The following is a 15,301-nucleotide window of genomic DNA, read 5'->3' as shown; positions in this document are numbered from 1 at the left end:
CCACGCTCAGACGAGGCGCGCCAGGCTGGCACCGATCAGCCGCACCACATCGGGCTGCCCCCGCGCGCGCATCTTGGCGAACACGCGCTTGGAGTAATTGCGCGCCGTCTCGATCGTAAGACCCAGCTGCCCGGCCGCCTCCGTCAGGCTCGCGCCAGCTGCCAGCGCCGCCGCCAAACGCGCTTCGCTCGGCGGCAGGCCGAACAGATCCCCCAACACCGCCACGCGCCCCGCCTCGTCGCCCGTACGCGGCACAAGGATCAGGCCGATCAGCGCCACCGCCGGCGTGGCAAGCGGCGTGACGGAGAGCGACACCAGCAGCATCCACGCCCCCGGATCACGCACCCGCACCAGGCGCGCAGTTGCCCCGTCCAGCGCCGCGGCAACGTCACCGCCACCCAGCCCCACTCCGGCCCATCGCGCCCCCAGCACCTCGGCCGCACCGTCGGAAAGCGCGAGCACGCGCCCGTCCGCGTCAACGCCAACCCAGCCGACACCAGCCCGGCGCAGCGCCGCTTCAGAAAGCTCTGCATCCATACCCGCCTGATCCAGCGCCACGCGCGTCCGCAGCGCAATCGCAAGGTGCGGCGCCAGCCGGGCAAGCAACGCCGCATCGGCAGCGGAAAAGTCCCGCGTCGCACGTCGGATCGCCAGCCACGCGGCCGCACCGCCCGGCTCGTCAACCCGCACCACTTGGCCGAAACCTGGCCCATGCTCCACCGAATAGGCGCGCCCGGGCCGCAATCCGGCGCGCCACATACGATCGTCCGCCACCGCTGCGCCGGGCGGCACCGCAATCCGCCGCTCAGCCGCCTGTCCGTCCGGCGCGATCACCAGCTCTACCGCGTCGGCACGCACCCGCTGGCGTAGCCGGCCAAGAAAGGTGGCCCACGGCTGCGCCTCGTGCAGCCCCTCGTGGAGCGGCAACAGCAGGTCCGTCTCGTCCGCCCGCGTTAGCGCCATCCCCTACCCTCCCATTTGGGAGGCGCCGTGTCACGCTAGGAGTGACATGCTCGGCGCAAACAATCGGGAATTTCGACAATGGCCGCCCGCACGCTCACGCACCTTGAACGGCTCGAAGCGGAATCGATCCACATCATGCGCGAGGTTGTTGCGGAGAGTGAACGCCCCGTGATGCTCTATTCGGTCGGCAAGGATTCGGCCGTGATGCTGCATCTCGCGCGCAAGGCCTTCTATCCGGCACCGCCCCCCTTCCCACTCCTCCACGTCGACACGACCTGGAAGTTCAAGGCGATGTACGAGATGCGCGATCGCATGGCGCACGAAAGCGGCATGGAGCTTCTCGTGCACAAGAATCCGGACGCCGAGGCGCGCGGCATCAACCCGTTCGATCACGGCCCGCTGCATACCGATATGTGGAAGACCGAGGGGCTGAAGCAGGCGCTCGACAAATACGGCTTCGACGTCGCCTTCGGCGGCGCGCGCCGCGACGAGGAAAAAAGCCGCGCCAAGGAGCGGGTCTTCTCCTTCCGCTCTGCCAACCACCGTTGGGATCCCAAGAACCAGCGGCCCGAGCTGTGGAACCTCTACAATGCGCGCAAGGCCAAGGGCGAAAGCATCCGCGTCTTCCCGATCTCGAACTGGACCGAGCTCGACATCTGGCAATATATCCAGCTGAACGACATCCCCATCGTCCCGCTCTATTTCTCCGCGAAGCGCCCCACCGTCGAGCGCGACGGCCTGCTCCTGATGGTCGATGACGAGCGCTTTCCGTTGAACGACGGCGAAGTGCCGGTCGAACGCTCGATCCGCTTCCGCACGCTTGGCTGCTATCCGCTCACCGGCGCCGTCGAGAGCGAGGCAAGCACCTTGTCCGAGGTGATTCAGGAAATGCTGCTCACCACCACCAGCGAACGCCAGGGCCGCGCGATCGACAAGGATGCCGGCGCCGCCAGCATGGAGAAGAAGAAGCAGGAGGGGTATTTCTGATGCTGCAACATGCTCCTTTGCAGCCTGGCGCGCCGAGTGCGCGCTATGGCCTCACATCCAGTCGTCACCCTGAACTCGTTTCAGGGTCCATCTCTCGACACGCCCTGTCACCGCTGGTGGCGCGATGGATGCTGAACCAAGTTCAGCATGACGGAGCACTTTGATGTCCAACGCACCCGAGCAACAATCCGCCTACCAGGTCGACACCCTCATCGCTGAGGACATCGATGCCTATCTCGATCGTCACCAGCACAAGTCGCTGCTCCGCTTCCTCACCTGCGGCAGCGTCGACGACGGCAAGTCCACGCTGATCGGCCGCCTCCTCTACGATTCGAAGATGATCTTCGAGGATCAGCTCGCCGCGCTGGAATCCGATTCGAAGAAGGTCGGCACACAGGGACAGGAGATCGACTTCGCGCTGCTCGTCGACGGTCTCGCCGCCGAGCGCGAACAGGGCATCACCATCGACGTCGCCTACCGCTTTTTCGCGACCGAGAAGCGCAAGTTCATCGTCGCCGACACGCCCGGCCACGAACAATATACTCGCAACATGGTAACGGGCGCATCAACCGCCGACCTCGCCGTCATCCTGATCGACGCGCGCAAGGGTGTGCTCACCCAGACCCGCCGGCACTCCTATCTCGCGCACCTGATCGGCATCCGGAACATCGTGCTCGCCGTGAACAAGATGGACCTCGTCGGCTACGATCAGGCGCGCTTCGACGAGATCGTCGCCGATTACCGCGGCTTCGCTAACTCGATCGGGATCACCAGCTTCACCGCCCTGCCGATCTCCGGGTTCAGGGGCGACAACATCACGGCGCCCTCTCCCAACACGCCGTGGTACACCGGCCCATCTTTGGTCCAGCACCTCGAAACGGTCGAGATCGACGCGGAGGCAGATCAGGCCAAGCCGTTCCGCCTGCCGGTGCAATGGGTGAACCGTCCCAATCTCGACTTCCGCGGGTTTGCCGGTCTGGTCGCCACCGGCACGATCAAGCCGGGCGATCCCGTCCGCATCCTTCCCTCGGGCAAGACCTCCATGATTGCGCGGATCGTCACGCTGGATGGCGATCTTGACGAGGCCGTCGCTGGCCAATCCGTCACCCTCACCCTCGCCGACGAGGTGGATTGCTCGCGCGGCGACGTGATAGCCGCCGCAAGCGCGCCGCCGCAGGTCGCCGACCAGTTCGAGGCGACCCTCGTCTGGATGGCGGAGGAAGAGATGCTGCCCGGCCGCTCCTACTGGCTGAAGCTCGGCACGCAGACCGCGACCGCGACGATCCAGGCGCCAAAATACCAGGTCAACGTCAACACCCTGGAGCAGCTCGCGGCCAAGACACTCGATCTGAACGCGATCGGCGTCGCGAACCTCTCCACCGACAAGCCGCTCGTGTTCGAGCCTTATGCCGACAATCATCAGCTCGGCGGCTTCATCCTGGTCGACAAGCTGACCAACGCCACCGTCGCTGCCGGCATGCTGCATTTCAGCCTGCGTCGCTCGCAGAACATCCACTGGCAGCCGACCGACATCAGCCGCGACACGCTTGCCGCGCTCAAGAACCAGAAGCCAGTCGTGCTCTGGTTCACCGGCCTGTCCGGCGCCGGCAAGTCGACGATCGCCAATATCGTCGAAAAGAAGCTGGTGCGCATGAACCGCCACACCTTCCTCCTCGACGGCGACAATGTGCGTCACGGCCTCAATAAGGATCTCGGCTTCACCGATGCCGATCGCGTGGAGAACATCCGCCGCGTCGGTGAGGTCGCGCGGTTGATGACCGACGCCGGCCTGATCGTCATCACCGCCTTCATCTCGCCCTTCCGCGCCGAGCGCGACATGGTGCGTCAGATGATGCAGCCGGGAGAGTTTATCGAGGTGCACATCGACACGCCGCTCGCGGAGGCGGAGCGCCGCGACGTAAAGGGCCTCTACGCCAAGGCTCGCTCGGGGCAGCTCGCCAACTTCACCGGCATCGACAGCCCCTATGAACCGCCCGAGGATCCCGAGATCCGTATCGACACCACGACGATTACGCCCGACGAGGCGGCCGAGCTGATCATCAAGAGGATCATTCCATGAGCATGTCCGATGCCGAGCTCGCCGCCCATCTCGCCGAGACGGCGGGGCGCATCCTTCTTGAAGTGCGCGCGTCCGGCGTCTTCTCGCCCCAGGCACTGGGAAAGGCGGGCGACCAGACCGCCAACCAGTTCCTCGTCCACGCCATTCACGCGGCCCGTCCCGACGATGGCCTGCTGTCCGAAGAGATGAAGTGCGACGGTGATCGCTTGGGCAAGTCACGCGTCTGGATCGTCGATCCGGTCGACGGCACCCGCGAATATGGCGAGTCGCGACAGGATTGGGCGGTCCATGTCGGCCTGGCGATCAACGGCGTCGCCACAGTCGGCGCGGTGGCACTGCCGGGCGCCGGTCTGGTGCTACGCTCCGATCGGCCGCAGCCGGTTCCCGCCCCCGCCGATCCCTTGCGCATGCTCGTCAGCCGCACGCGGCCGGCCACAGAGGCGGTGATGGTGGCGGAGCGGCTCGGCGCCACGCTCGTCCCGATGGGCTCGGCCGGCGCAAAGGCGATGGCCGTGGTGCGCGGCGAGGCCGACATCTACCTCCACTCGGGCGGTCAGTATGAGTGGGATTCCGCCGCGCCGGTCGCCGTTGCGCTGGCGCACGGGCTGCACTGTTCGCGGATCGACGGCAGCCCGCTCGTCTACAATCAGGAGGACGTTTACCTCCCCGATCTGCTGATCTGCCCCAAGCCGCTAGCGGCGCAGGTGCTCGATCTGGTCAACGAGGCGAAGCCCGCCTGACCCAATTCATGGTGGGCCGACCCTCCTCAGGATCGGCCCACCCATTCATCAGGCCAGATGCTCGCGGAAGAACGCCGCCGTCCGCTCATCGGCGAGCTGAGCCGCCTGCTCCGAGCGGCGGTCACCCATCTCGGTCGCGAAGCCGTGATCCTCGCCGGCATAATCGTACAGCGTGACCTTAGGGTGGTCGTCTAGCCCCTCGTGCATCTTCTGCTGCGTCGCCTTGTCGACAAACCCGTCCTCCCCGGCGATGTGCAGCATGACCGGGTTGGCGATGGCGTGCTTTTCGCCCAGCAAGCCGTCGATCCCGACCCCATAATACCCAACCGCCGCGTCGATGTCGGTCCGGCACGCCGTCATGAACGCCAGCCGCCCGCCGAGACAATAGCCGACGGCACCCACCTTGCCGGTGCCGCCAAGCAGCTTCCGCGTTGCATGGATCGTCGCCTCGATGTCGCGAATGCCCGCGTCCTGATCGAACTTCCCGAAGAGGTTGAGCCCGCGTTGCAGCTCCTCAGGCACATCGGGGTTCAGCTCGACACCCGGCTCGATCCGCCAGAACAGATCCGGCGCGATCGCGAGATAGCCCTGCTCGGCCAGTCGATCGCACTTCTGCCGAATGCCCGGGTTCACGCCGAACACCTCCTGGATGACGATGATCGCCGCCGTCGGTGTGCCGCTCGGATCGGCGCGATAGGCCTTGAAGCTGCCCTCGTCGTTCAGCGCGGCAACGTCGATCATCTCACCCATGCGTCTAATCCTCTCGATTGATGAGCCCCCACCACGCAGCTTGGAGCGACGCGGCATCGCGGGCATAAAGGGGTACGGGCGACGCTATCGTCCTCCACCGCACTGCTCAAGGGAGCTTGGCGCATGAAGATCAGCATTGAAATCGATTGTTCACCCGAGGAGGCCCGCCGCTTCATGGGCCTGCCGGATCTATCCCCGCTGCAGGATCACTATGTGTCGCAGCTGCAAAAGGCGATGGAGCAAAGCACGATCAGCCCCGACACGCTCCAGTCCATGGTCAAGAACTGGGCGCCGATGGGCGAAGCCAGCACCGCCATGTGGCGTCAGATGTTCGACCAGGCGACCAAGCCGGGCAGTTGATGGACACGATCTTCGCCGTTTCCAGCGGCCGCCCCCCCGCGGCGATCGCCGTGCTGCGGATCAGCGGGCCGGCGGCCATAGCGGCTGGCACCCGGCTCGCTGGATCCTTGCCCCGCCCGCGCCACGCCGCCGTCAGGACGTTGCGCGACGAGGCCGAGCAGCCGCTGGATCAGGTGCTCGTCCTCCTCTTCCCCGCGCCGAACACCGCGACGGGCGAAGACCTCGTCGAACTGCACCTGCACGGCGGCCGCGCGGTCGTAGCGGCGGTTGAACAGGCACTCGCGCAGCAACCCGGTCTGCGACCGGCAGAGCCGGGCGAGTTCACCCGCCGCGCGCTCTCGAACGGTCGCATCGACCTGGTCCAGGCGCAGGGGCTCGCCGACCTGCTCGAGGCCGAAACGGAGCAGCAGCGTCGCCTGGCGATCGAAAGCGCGGATGGCGCAGTCAGCCGCATGATCCAGCAATGGATGACCGACCTTGCGCAGATCGGCGCCCTGGTCGAGGCGAGCCTCGACTTCGACGACGAGGATGACGTCTCGCCGGTCGACAGCAAGCTGATCGACCGTCAGGTCGATGCGCTAGCGACGGCGCTACGTCAGACCCTCGCCCGCCCTGCTGTCGAGCGGTATCGCGACGGCATCCGCGTCGTCCTCGTCGGCCCGCCCAACGCCGGCAAGTCATCGCTGCTCAATGCGCTGATCGGCCGCGACGCCGCCATCGTGTCGCCGATCGCGGGGACGACGCGCGACCGGGTGGAAGCCGGCATCGTGCGCCGCGGCCGCATCTACACTTTGGTCGACACCGCCGGGCTGCGCGACGCGACCGACGATCCGATCGAGCAGATCGGCATCGCCCGCGCGCGCGAAGCAGTCGCCGCCGCCGACATCATCCTCGATCTGAGCGATAGCGTCGCCGCCGACCCCCGCGCCATTCCCGTCCATGCACAGGCCGACCGCCGTTCGTCGCCGAGCCACGCTGCGCTGGCCACTTCGATTCACGACCTGAGCACCATCGACAACCTTTGGTCGGCGATCGAGCGACGTGCCGATCACGTCCTTGGCGAACCGGATGGCCCGACGTTTAATGAGGCGCAGCGGCACACCATCGCGGTCGCACTAACCGCGCTTCAGAAACTGAAGGATACTCCAGACTTGCTGTTGCGCGCCGAAGAGCTACGTACCGCCTCACGTGCGTTGGCCGGTTTGCTTGGCCTGGACGCGACTGAGGCCATGCTCGATGCACTGTTCGGGCGCTTCTGTGTCGGAAAGTAGTGTTTCACGTGGAACAATCATTCGATGTCATCGTGGTTGGCGGCGGCCACGCTGGTACTGAGGCGGCTGCCGCAGCTGCCAGACGCCGCGCGCGCGTTGCACTGATTAGCCATGACCCGGCCAAGATTGGCGCAATGTCGTGCAATCCGTCGATCGGTGGCCTCGGAAAAGGTCACCTTGTTCGGGAGGTGGATGCATATGACGGGCTGATGGCCCGCGCCGCCGATGCCGCCGCGATACACCATCGCATGCTCAACCGCAGCAAGGGCCTTGCCGTCCAAGGCCCGCGCATCCAGGCGGACCGCCGCCTCTACGCTATTGCTATTCAGACGATGATCGCGGCGGAACCACTGGTGACTGTCATCGCCGGAGAAGCGGTCGCGCTGATGATCTCAGGTGATGCCGTCACCGGCATCGAACTCGCCACGGGTGACCTTCTCACGGCACGCAGCGTGGTACTGGCGACCGGCACCTTCCTCGGCGGACAATTATTCCGCGGCGAGGAGCAACTCCCCGGCGGTCGCGTCGGTGAGGCTGCCGCATTGCCGCTCGCCCAACAGCTGCGCGCGCTACGCCTCCCGATGGGTCGCCTGAAGACCGGAACACCCCCGCGTCTGGATGGTCGATCGATCGACTGGGCACGGCTGGAGCCACAACCCTCAGACCTCGATCCCTGGACGATGTCGCCCATGACCAGGGGGCGCGCTGTGCCCCAGCTCGCCTGTGCCATCACGCGCACGACGATCGAGACCCACACGATCATCGCAGACAACCTGCATCGCTCGCCCATGCAGACCGGCGCGATCGAGGGGCAGGGCCCACGTTACTGCCCCTCAATCGAGGACAAGATCCGCCGGTTCGGCGATCGTGATGGTCATCAGGTCTTTCTCGAACCCGAGGGTCTCGACGATCACGTCGTCTACCCGAATGGCATCTCTACCTCCCTCCCCTCAGATGTGCAGGAGGCTTTCCTTCGCACCATTCCGGGTCTTGAGCAGGTGGCCGTCACCATGCACGGCTATGCTGTCGAATATGATCACATCGACCCCCGCGCCCTAGACGCCACGCTAGCGCTCCCGCACCTCACCGGCCTGTTCCTCGCCGGCCAGATCAATGGGACGACCGGTTATGAGGAGGCCGCCGCACAAGGCCTCGTTGCCGGTGCCAATGCGGCCGCCGCGGCGCTCGGTGCGGCTCCGCTGCTACCGGATCGGAGCGCCAGCTATATCGGCGTCATGATCGACGATCTGGTGCTGCAGGGCATTAGCGAACCCTATCGGATGCTCACCGCGCGCGCCGAGTATCGACTTGCCCTACGCGCCGACAATGCCGAGGCGCGGCTTTCCGCGTCGGCCGAAGCGCTCGGTCTCCTGTCGCCTGGCCGTCGCGCGCATGTGGCCGACCGCATGGCGCAACGCGATCGGCTGCAACGCGGCGACACATCCCAGCCTTTTGACATCGATCTGGTCCGCGAACATGAAGAGGATGTCCGGTATGCGCCGTACCTCGCGCGCCAGGCCGCAGAGATCCAGCGGATGAAGCATGACGATCGGATCACGATTGCGACCGGCCCGGCCCTCACCCGCATCGCCGGACTGTCGAATGAGATGCGCGAGCGGCTCACAGCGGCCAATCCCACGACTCTCGGTGAAGCGTCGCGCATCCGCGGCGTCACCCCTGCGGCGCTGACCGCTCTGTGGCTCGATGCGAAGGCTCGCTGATGACCGAAGATGAGGCACGCGCTGCCGTTGAAGCGATCACGTCTCCCGCGGCCATGCCGGCGATCGAACGCTTCGTGTCCACCGTCATCGCCGAGAGCGAGCAACAGAACCTCGTTGCCAAACCTACGCTCTCAACAATCTGGCAGCGTCACGTCCTGGACTCTGCCCAACTGCTGCCGCTCGCCGCCAACCATGATGGTCTATGGGTGGACTTCGGGACCGGCGCCGGCTTCCCCGGCATGATCATCGCGCTGGCAACCGATCGTCCGGTTGCGCTCATCGAACCACGGCGAATGCGCGCGGCATTTCTACAAGCCGCGGTCGATGATGCGGGTATCGGGCATCGCGTCGCCGTTCACCAGTCTAGGGTCGAACGTGTTGCAGGGTTGGCGGCAGCGGTTTTATCTGCGCGCGCGGTCGCGTCGTTAGCCGAATTGTTGCAATCGACCGCGCATATCGCCTCGATGAACACGCTGTACTTGCTCCCGAAGGGACAATCCGCCACGACAGAGGTGAACGAGGCGCAGCGCCGCTTTGAGGGATTGTTCCACGTGGAACAAAGCGTCACCAGCCCTGAATCCGGCATAGTCAGCGCGCGGCAAGTGAGGCAGCGCCGATGATCAGAATAGCAGTTGCCAATCAAAAGGGCGGCGTGGGGAAAACCACGTCGGCCATCAACCTTGCAACGGCGCTCGCCGCGACGGGCAAACGCGTGCTGCTGATCGACCTCGATCCGCAGGGCAACGCCTCCACCGGCCTCGGCATCTCGCAGGCGGAGCGATCGTCCTCGAGCTACAATGTGCTGGTCGATCAGGCTCCTGTTGAGGAGGCCGTCGTGCGCACCAGCGTGCCACGCCTCGACGTTCTACCCGCCACTGTCGATCTGTCCGGCGCGGAGATCGAGCTGGTCGAGCTGGAGCAGCGCACCCATCGCCTGCACCGGGCGCTCGACGCCGCACCGCCGCGTTGGGACATCACGTTGATCGATTGCCCCCCGTCGCTGGGCCTTCTGACGATGAACGCGATGGTCGCCGCCGATGCGTTGTTCGTGCCGCTGCAATGCGAGTTTTTCGCGCTCGAAGGGTTGAGCCAGCTACTCACCACCGTCGAGCGCATTCGCGCCCGGTTCAACCCTGCACTGTCGATCATCGGCGTGGCGCTGACCATGTACGATCGCCGCAACCGGTTGACGGAGCAGGTGTCCGCGGATGTCCGGGCGGTGCTCGGCCAGGTGGTGTTCGAGACGGTTATCCCACGCAACGTTCGCCTCTCGGAGGCGCCCAGCCACGGCATGCCCGCGCTGATCTACGATCACCGGTGCAGCGGATCGCAGGCGTACATCGCGTTGGCGCGCGAACTGATCGCGCGCCTCCCCCAAGTTGATGAGGTGGCAGCATGACCGATACCAGGCGACCGCGCGGCGGTCTTGGCCGCGGGCTGGGCGCGCTGCTCGGCGACATTGCGCGCGATGATGCCCCATCGGACCTGAATGGCGTTGCGACCACCGGCGTTCGCATGATCCCGGTCAGCGCGATCGCGCCCCACCCCGATCAGCCGCGCCGCCATTTCGACGATGATGCGTTGAACGAGCTCGCCGGCTCGATCGCCGAGCGCGGCATCATCCAGCCGATCGTGGTGCGTCCGCACGGTCACAATTACCAGATCGTCGCGGGTGAACGCCGCTGGCGCGCGGCGCAGCGGGCTCGCCTCCATGAAGTGCCGGTGGTCGTCCGCGACTATACGGACAGCGAAACGCTGCAGATCGCGCTGGTCGAGAACATCCAGCGGCAGGATCTGAACGCGATCGAGGAGGCGGAGGCGTACAGCCGCCTTGTCGACGAGTTCGGCCACACGCAGGAAGTGCTGGCGAAGACGGTCCACAAGTCTCGCAGCCATGTCGCCAACCTGCTGCGTCTGCTCGACCTGCCCAAGCCGGTGCAGGCCCGTGTCGTGAACGGGTCACTGTCGATGGGCCACGCCCGCGCGATCATCGGGGCCCCCGATGCCGAGGCGCTGGCCGAACAGGTCGTGACCAAGGGGCTGTCGGTCCGTCAGACCGAGAAGCTCGCGCAGACCGCCAAGCCGGGCAGTGCCAAAAAGCCCCGTCGGCAGACCGGCGCCGTGGCTGTCGGTGCGAACGACGCCGACGTTGCCGCTCTGGAGCGCCAGCTTGGCGATCTGCTCGGGCTGCGGGTGAAGATCACCCATGCAGCGAATGGCGGCGCGATCACGATCGACTACAGCACGCTCGATCAGCTCGATATGTTGTGCCAGCGGCTGAGCGGCGAGCCGATCTGACGCGCGACGCGCGCGTTCCGAAAGATCTGGCCGGCACTGTCTGAAAAAGGCCGTTTAGCGCCGCAGAGCGGCCGCGTGTCACCCGCCGGCAGGCTTAGCGGCGCAGCTTTACGGCCAGATCAACCATGGCCTGCGCGGCCAGCACGTCGCCCGCGCTTCCCCCGCCCGCCATCACCGCCCGCTCGGCCTCACGCACCAGCGTCATCGCCCGGGCCAGCGCTTGCGGCGACCATCGCCGCAACGCGGCAGCGGTGCTCGCCTCTTCCTTGAAGAACACGCGGTGCCGCTTCATCACGCTGCCGACGTCATCGCCGCGCACAATCTCGCCCTTCATCTCGGCCAGCGCAGCCAGCCGACGCGCCAGCCCCCGCAGCCATGGCACGGGCGAGATCCCTGCTTCCTGAAGCTGTCGCAACGCCTCTCCCAGGGCGGCCGGATTCCCGGCGATCAGCGCCGCGATCACATCCCCGGTTTCCACGTCCCCCAGATCGGCACCAATCGCCGCAAGCGAGGTCATTTCTGCGTCGACCGGTCGATCCGGCGCGGCATCGAGATACAGCGCGAGCTTCTCGATCTCCCGCATCATCACCGCACGGTCGCCGCCGCCCGCCTGTGCCAGCCGCCGCGCCACGCCGGATCCCAGGCGTAACCCCTGTTCACGTGCAATATCCGCGGCAATGCCTTCGAGCTGGTCACCGCCCGGCACATAGCAAGCGAGCGCCATCGCAGCCGATGAATCGAGCGCAAGCTTCGTGACCTTTGACGTGGCCTTCAGCCCCGGCGCGATCATGACGGTGGGGTTGCCCGCCCGATCTGCCGCAAGCAGCGCGGTGACGGCGGCGAGGCTTTCCTCCCCGGCACCGGTCACGCGAATGTGTCGCGCATCCCCGAAAAGAGACAGTGATGCTGCCTCATCGGCAAGCCGCGCCGGGTCGCTTCTGAGCGCCGGACCGTCCAGATCGACCCGCTCGGCCTCCGGGCCCATCGCCCGCGTCAGCCGATCGGCTAGCGCCAGCGCGCCCGCCTCATCCGGACCAAAGAGCAGATACAGCCGTATATCGGCCGGCGGCCGGTCAAGCGCCGCTTTGAGGCGCGCCTCCGTCGCCTTCATGGCGCGCTGGGCGTGCGCCCCACATAAACGGCGAGACGGGTGACGATCTGGTCAGCCACGCGCTCCGACAAACGCTCCAGCGCCGTGCTTTCCGCCGCAATCGTCGCGTAATCGGAACCGACCACGTCGATGCCCGCGTCCGATCCCGCGGTCGCGTCCAAGACCACCCCGCCCTTGTCCACCGCGACTAGCTGGTACCGCGCGCGCAGCGTGCGCCGTTCGCGAGCAACCGAATCGTCGCGGCGGATGGCAAGGCCGGTAATCTCGTCATCAAGCTTGATTTCCAGCCGATACCGAGCGCCCTGCCCCGATGGCACAACACCCAGCCGGTCGCGCAACGCGTTGGCGACCAGCCAGCCTGCCTTGCCCTCGATCGGCGCCACCTCGATCTGCCCCAGCGTCTGCGCAACGGTGCCCGAGCTCCCGCCCGCATACAGCGGCTTCAGCCCACAGCCGGCCAGCAGCAGCGCTGCGGCACCCAGTGCAGCAAGGGGCGCGATCCGGCTCATGCGACGATATTCACCAGGCGGTCGGGCACCACGATCACCTTGCGCGGCGGCTTGCCTTCCATGGCACGCATGATCTTCTCCGATGCCAGCGCCCGCGCTTCGGCTTCCTCGCGCGCCACGCCCTTGGGCAGCACGATCGTATCGCGCAGCTTGCCGTTGACCTGGAGCGCTACCGTCACCTCGTCGTCGACCAGCAGCGCCGGATCCACCGCCGGCCAAGCCACATCGGCGATCAGCCCGTCGCCATGCTGCGCCGCCCACACCTCTTCCGCCAGATGCGGCACCATCGGCGCCACGAGGCGCAGCAGCGTGTCGGTGGCGGTTGCCCGGTCCTGGGACGGCGCGGCCTTCTCGATCGCATTGGCGAGCGTGTAGATCAGCGCCACGGCCTTGTTGAACTGCAGCCCCTCGATCGCGTCCGCCACACCCTTGGTGGTGCGATGCGCGGCCTTGCGCAGCGCCAGATCCTCACCCTCGGCCGCGTCCGTGTCGCCCAGCAGGCGCCACAGCCGCTGAATGAAGCGCCACGCGCCCTCGATACCGTTCTCGCTCCACTCCAGGTCCCGCTCGGGCGGCGAGTCCGACAGCATGAACCAGCGCACGGCATCCGCGCCATATTGGTCCACGATCGGCTCGGGATCGATCGTGTTCTTCTTGGACTTGGACATCTTCTCGACGCGGCCCACCGTCACCGGCTCTCCCGTCGCGACTTCCACGCCGCCTTCGATATCGGCCGGCGACAGCCAGCGTCCGTCGGAGGACTTGTACGTCTCGTGCGTCACCATGCCCTGCGTGAACAGGCCGGCGAACGGCTCGGCGACGTCAAGCATCCCGACATGGCGCAGCGCGCGCGTCCAGAAGCGCGCATAGAGCAGGTGGAGGATCGCATGCTCCACCCCACCGATATATTGCCCCACCGGCAGCCATTGCTCGGCCACCGCGCGGTCGAACGGCTTGTCGTCCGGCTGGCTGGCGAAGCGAATGAAATACCAGGAGGAATCCGCGAATGTGTCGAGCGTGTCCGTCTCGCGCACCGCCGGCTTGCCGCATGACGGGCAATCGACATGCTTCCACGTCGGATGGCGATCGAGCGGGTTGCCCGGCACCGCAAAGCTCACATCCTCGGGCAGCGTGACCGGCAGCTGGTCGGCCGGCACCGGCACCGCGCCGCAATCGTCGCAGTGGATGACCGGGATCGGCGTGCCCCAATAACGCTGGCGGCTGATGCCCCAGTCGCGCAGACGGAACACCGTAGTGCCCTCGCCCCACCCGCCGGCCTCGGCACGGGTGATGACCTCGCGCTTGGCCTCCTCGATGTCCATGCCGTCGAGGAAGTGCGAATTCACGAGCGTGCCCGGACCGGTATACGCCTCGGTCCCGTCGAACGCCGGCGCATCCTTGTCGCCGTCCGACACGACGCGGCGGATCGGCAATTGGTACTTGCTGGCGAATTCGAAATCGCGCTGGTCGTGCGCAGGCACGCCGAACACCGCGCCGACGCCGTAATCCATCAGCACGAAATTCGCGATGTACACCGGCAGCAGGAGCGACGGATCGAACGGATGCGCCGCCTTGTACCCGGTGTCGAAGCCCTGCTTTTCCTGCGTCTCCAGCTCGGCTGCGGTCGTCCCGCCGCGGCGGCATTCCTCGATAAACGCCTGTGCCGCCGGATCGCCAGCCGCGACCGATTGCGCCAGCGGGTGATCCGCCGCCACCGCGACGAAGCTCGCGCCGAAGATCGTATCGGGACGCGTGGTATAGACCTCGACCACCCCCTCGCCCGTCCCCGCGCCGTCGGTCAGCGCAAAGCGGAACGTCAGCCCCTGGCTCTTGCCGATCCAGTTCTCCTGCATCAGCCGTACCTTGTCGGGCCAGTCCTTGAGGTCGCCGAGGCCAGACAGCAGATCGTCGGCAAAGTCGGTGATCTTCAGGAACCACTGGTTCAGCTTGCGCTTTTCGACCAGCGCGCCCGACCGCCAGCCGCGCCCGTCGATCACCTGTTCGTTGGCCAGCACGGTCATGTCGACCGGGTCCCAGTTCACCGCACTCTCGCGGCGATAGACGAGGCCCGCCTCCAGGAACTTCAGGAACAGCGCCTGCTCATGCCCGTAATATGCCGCGTCGCAGGTCGCGAACTCGCGCGTCCAGTCGAGCGCGAAGCCAAGCCGCTTCAGCTGCGCCTTCATCGTGGCGATATTGTCGCGCGTCCAGCCGCCCGGATGGACGCCCTTTTCCATCGCCGCATTCTCGGCCGGCATACCGAACGCGTCCCACCCCATCGGATGGAGCACTTCCATGCCGTTCATCCGGCGAAACCGCGCCAGCACGTCGCCCATGGTATAGTTGCGCACGTGCCCCATGTGGATGCGCCCCGACGGATAGGGGAACATCTCGAGCACGTAGCTCTTGGGCTTGGGCGACGCGTCGTCGGCGGCGAAGGTCTTGCGCTCGTCCCACACCCGCTGCCAGCGGGCGTCGGCAGAGAGCGCGTTGAAACGCTGGCTCATTGGT

14 protein-coding genes are annotated in these 15,301 nt (G+C 66.4%); 9 read left to right on the top strand and 5 right to left on the bottom strand.

Annotated features, from left to right (window positions below):
• Positions 1-6 precede the first annotated feature (6 nt).
• Positions 7-963: a hypothetical protein gene (locus SPDO_RS10250; RefSeq protein WP_088367366.1), complete on the bottom strand. Its 957-nt coding sequence runs from the start codon at positions 961-963 to the stop codon at positions 7-9.
• Between the two features lie 78 nt (positions 964-1,041).
• On the opposite strand from SPDO_RS10250, the gene cysD reads away from it, so the two are divergent.
• From cysD to SPDO_RS10235, 3 genes are all read left to right on the top strand, one after another.
• Positions 1,042-1,950, top strand: coding sequence for a sulfate adenylyltransferase subunit CysD (gene cysD / locus SPDO_RS10245; protein WP_088367365.1), 909 nt, complete (start codon positions 1,042-1,044; stop codon positions 1,948-1,950).
• Between the two features lie 163 nt (positions 1,951-2,113).
• Entirely contained in the window at positions 2,114-4,030 is a 1,917-nt protein-coding gene (cysN, locus tag SPDO_RS10240) for a sulfate adenylyltransferase subunit CysN (protein ID WP_088367364.1), read from the top strand.
• Between the two features lie 2 nt (positions 4,031-4,032).
• Positions 4,033-4,770: a 3'(2'),5'-bisphosphate nucleotidase CysQ gene (locus SPDO_RS10235; protein ID WP_088367363.1), complete on the top strand. Its 738-nt coding sequence runs from the start codon at positions 4,033-4,035 to the stop codon at positions 4,768-4,770.
• A gap of 48 nt (positions 4,771-4,818) precedes the next feature.
• On the opposite strand, the gene SPDO_RS10230 is transcribed toward SPDO_RS10235, so the two are convergent.
• Positions 4,819-5,520, bottom strand: coding sequence for a dienelactone hydrolase family protein (locus SPDO_RS10230; RefSeq protein WP_088367362.1), 702 nt, complete (start codon positions 5,518-5,520; stop codon positions 4,819-4,821).
• Positions 5,521-5,643: 123 nt separating this feature from the next.
• On the opposite strand from SPDO_RS10230, the gene SPDO_RS10225 reads away from it, so the two are divergent.
• The 6 genes from SPDO_RS10225 to SPDO_RS10200 are packed head-to-tail and all read left to right on the top strand — an operon-like array spanning position 5,644 to position 11,170.
• Positions 5,644-5,880, top strand: a complete 237-nt coding sequence (locus SPDO_RS10225) for a DUF6489 family protein (RefSeq protein ID WP_088367361.1) — start codon at positions 5,644-5,646, stop codon at positions 5,878-5,880.
• On the top strand, positions 5,880-7,151 hold the full coding sequence (mnmE, locus tag SPDO_RS10220) for a tRNA uridine-5-carboxymethylaminomethyl(34) synthesis GTPase MnmE (protein ID WP_088367360.1): 1,272 nt from the start codon (positions 5,880-5,882) through the stop codon (positions 7,149-7,151). Before SPDO_RS10225 ends, mnmE begins: the two co-directional genes overlap by 1 nt.
• The gene (gene mnmG, locus SPDO_RS10215) at positions 7,151-8,872 is read left to right on the top strand and encodes a tRNA uridine-5-carboxymethylaminomethyl(34) synthesis enzyme MnmG (RefSeq protein ID WP_088367359.1); all 1,722 of its coding nucleotides are present in this window, start codon (positions 7,151-7,153) and stop codon (positions 8,870-8,872) included. The genes mnmE and mnmG overlap by 1 nt, the downstream gene beginning before the upstream one ends.
• Entirely contained in the window at positions 8,872-9,492 is a 621-nt protein-coding gene (locus SPDO_RS10210) for a 16S rRNA (guanine(527)-N(7))-methyltransferase RsmG (RefSeq protein ID WP_088367358.1), read from the top strand. Before mnmG ends, SPDO_RS10210 begins: the two co-directional genes overlap by 1 nt.
• Complete coding sequence (locus SPDO_RS10205; RefSeq protein ID WP_088367357.1) at positions 9,489-10,271, top strand: ParA family protein; 783 nt, start codon at positions 9,489-9,491, stop codon at positions 10,269-10,271. Before SPDO_RS10210 ends, SPDO_RS10205 begins: the two co-directional genes overlap by 4 nt.
• Positions 10,268-11,170 (top strand): ParB/RepB/Spo0J family partition protein, encoded by a 903-nt coding sequence (locus SPDO_RS10200; RefSeq protein WP_088367356.1) that lies wholly within the window; start codon positions 10,268-10,270, stop codon positions 11,168-11,170. The genes SPDO_RS10205 and SPDO_RS10200 overlap by 4 nt, the downstream gene beginning before the upstream one ends.
• Positions 11,171-11,264: 94 nt before the next feature.
• Here SPDO_RS10200 and holA read toward each other — a convergent pair whose 3' ends face one another.
• The 3 genes from holA to leuS are packed head-to-tail and all read right to left on the bottom strand — an operon-like array spanning position 11,265 to position 15,297.
• The gene (gene holA, locus SPDO_RS10195) at positions 11,265-12,281 is read right to left on the bottom strand and encodes a DNA polymerase III subunit delta (RefSeq protein ID WP_088367355.1); all 1,017 of its coding nucleotides are present in this window, start codon (positions 12,279-12,281) and stop codon (positions 11,265-11,267) included.
• Entirely contained in the window at positions 12,278-12,790 is a 513-nt protein-coding gene (gene lptE, locus SPDO_RS10190) for an LPS assembly lipoprotein LptE (RefSeq protein WP_088367354.1), read from the bottom strand. Before lptE ends, holA begins: the two co-directional genes overlap by 4 nt.
• Positions 12,787-15,297 carry a leucine--tRNA ligase gene (leuS, locus tag SPDO_RS10185; protein ID WP_088367353.1) on the bottom strand — a complete coding sequence of 837 codons (2,511 nt, stop codon included), beginning with the start codon at positions 15,295-15,297 and terminating at the stop codon, positions 12,787-12,789. Before leuS ends, lptE begins: the two co-directional genes overlap by 4 nt.
• Positions 15,298-15,301: the final 4 nt, after the last annotated feature.

Source organism: Sphingomonas dokdonensis (assembly GCF_002197685.1).
Taxonomy (GTDB): domain Bacteria; phylum Pseudomonadota; class Alphaproteobacteria; order Sphingomonadales; family Sphingomonadaceae; genus Sphingomonas; species Sphingomonas dokdonensis.
Note: the sequence above shows the minus strand (reverse complement) of the source record. Positions and strands in the feature narration are given on the sequence as shown.

What these genes read in the sequence shown, in the direction of transcription:
- SPDO_RS10230 (WP_088367362.1), bottom strand. Translation starts at nt 5,520, where the DNA reads ATGGGTGAGATGATCGACGTTGCCGCGCTGAACGACGAGGGCAGCTTC.
- cysN (WP_088367364.1), top strand. Translation starts at nt 2,114, where the DNA reads ATGTCCAACGCACCCGAGCAACAATCCGCCTACCAGGTCGACACCCTC.
- mnmE (WP_088367360.1), top strand. Translation starts at nt 5,880, where the DNA reads ATGGACACGATCTTCGCCGTTTCCAGCGGCCGCCCCCCCGCGGCGATC.
- SPDO_RS10205 (WP_088367357.1), top strand. Translation starts at nt 9,489, where the DNA reads ATGATCAGAATAGCAGTTGCCAATCAAAAGGGCGGCGTGGGGAAAACC.
- SPDO_RS10200 (WP_088367356.1), top strand. Translation starts at nt 10,268, where the DNA reads ATGACCGATACCAGGCGACCGCGCGGCGGTCTTGGCCGCGGGCTGGGC.
- SPDO_RS10225 (WP_088367361.1), top strand. Translation starts at nt 5,644, where the DNA reads ATGAAGATCAGCATTGAAATCGATTGTTCACCCGAGGAGGCCCGCCGC.
- SPDO_RS10210 (WP_088367358.1), top strand. Translation starts at nt 8,872, where the DNA reads ATGACCGAAGATGAGGCACGCGCTGCCGTTGAAGCGATCACGTCTCCC.
- leuS (WP_088367353.1), bottom strand. Translation starts at nt 15,297, where the DNA reads ATGAGCCAGCGTTTCAACGCGCTCTCTGCCGACGCCCGCTGGCAGCGG.
- SPDO_RS10250 (WP_088367366.1), bottom strand. Translation starts at nt 963, where the DNA reads ATGGCGCTAACGCGGGCGGACGAGACGGACCTGCTGTTGCCGCTCCAC.
- lptE (WP_088367354.1), bottom strand. Translation starts at nt 12,790, where the DNA reads ATGAGCCGGATCGCGCCCCTTGCTGCACTGGGTGCCGCAGCGCTGCTG.
- holA (WP_088367355.1), bottom strand. Translation starts at nt 12,281, where the DNA reads ATGAAGGCGACGGAGGCGCGCCTCAAAGCGGCGCTTGACCGGCCGCCG.
- cysD (WP_088367365.1), top strand. Translation starts at nt 1,042, where the DNA reads ATGGCCGCCCGCACGCTCACGCACCTTGAACGGCTCGAAGCGGAATCG.
- SPDO_RS10235 (WP_088367363.1), top strand. Translation starts at nt 4,033, where the DNA reads ATGTCCGATGCCGAGCTCGCCGCCCATCTCGCCGAGACGGCGGGGCGC.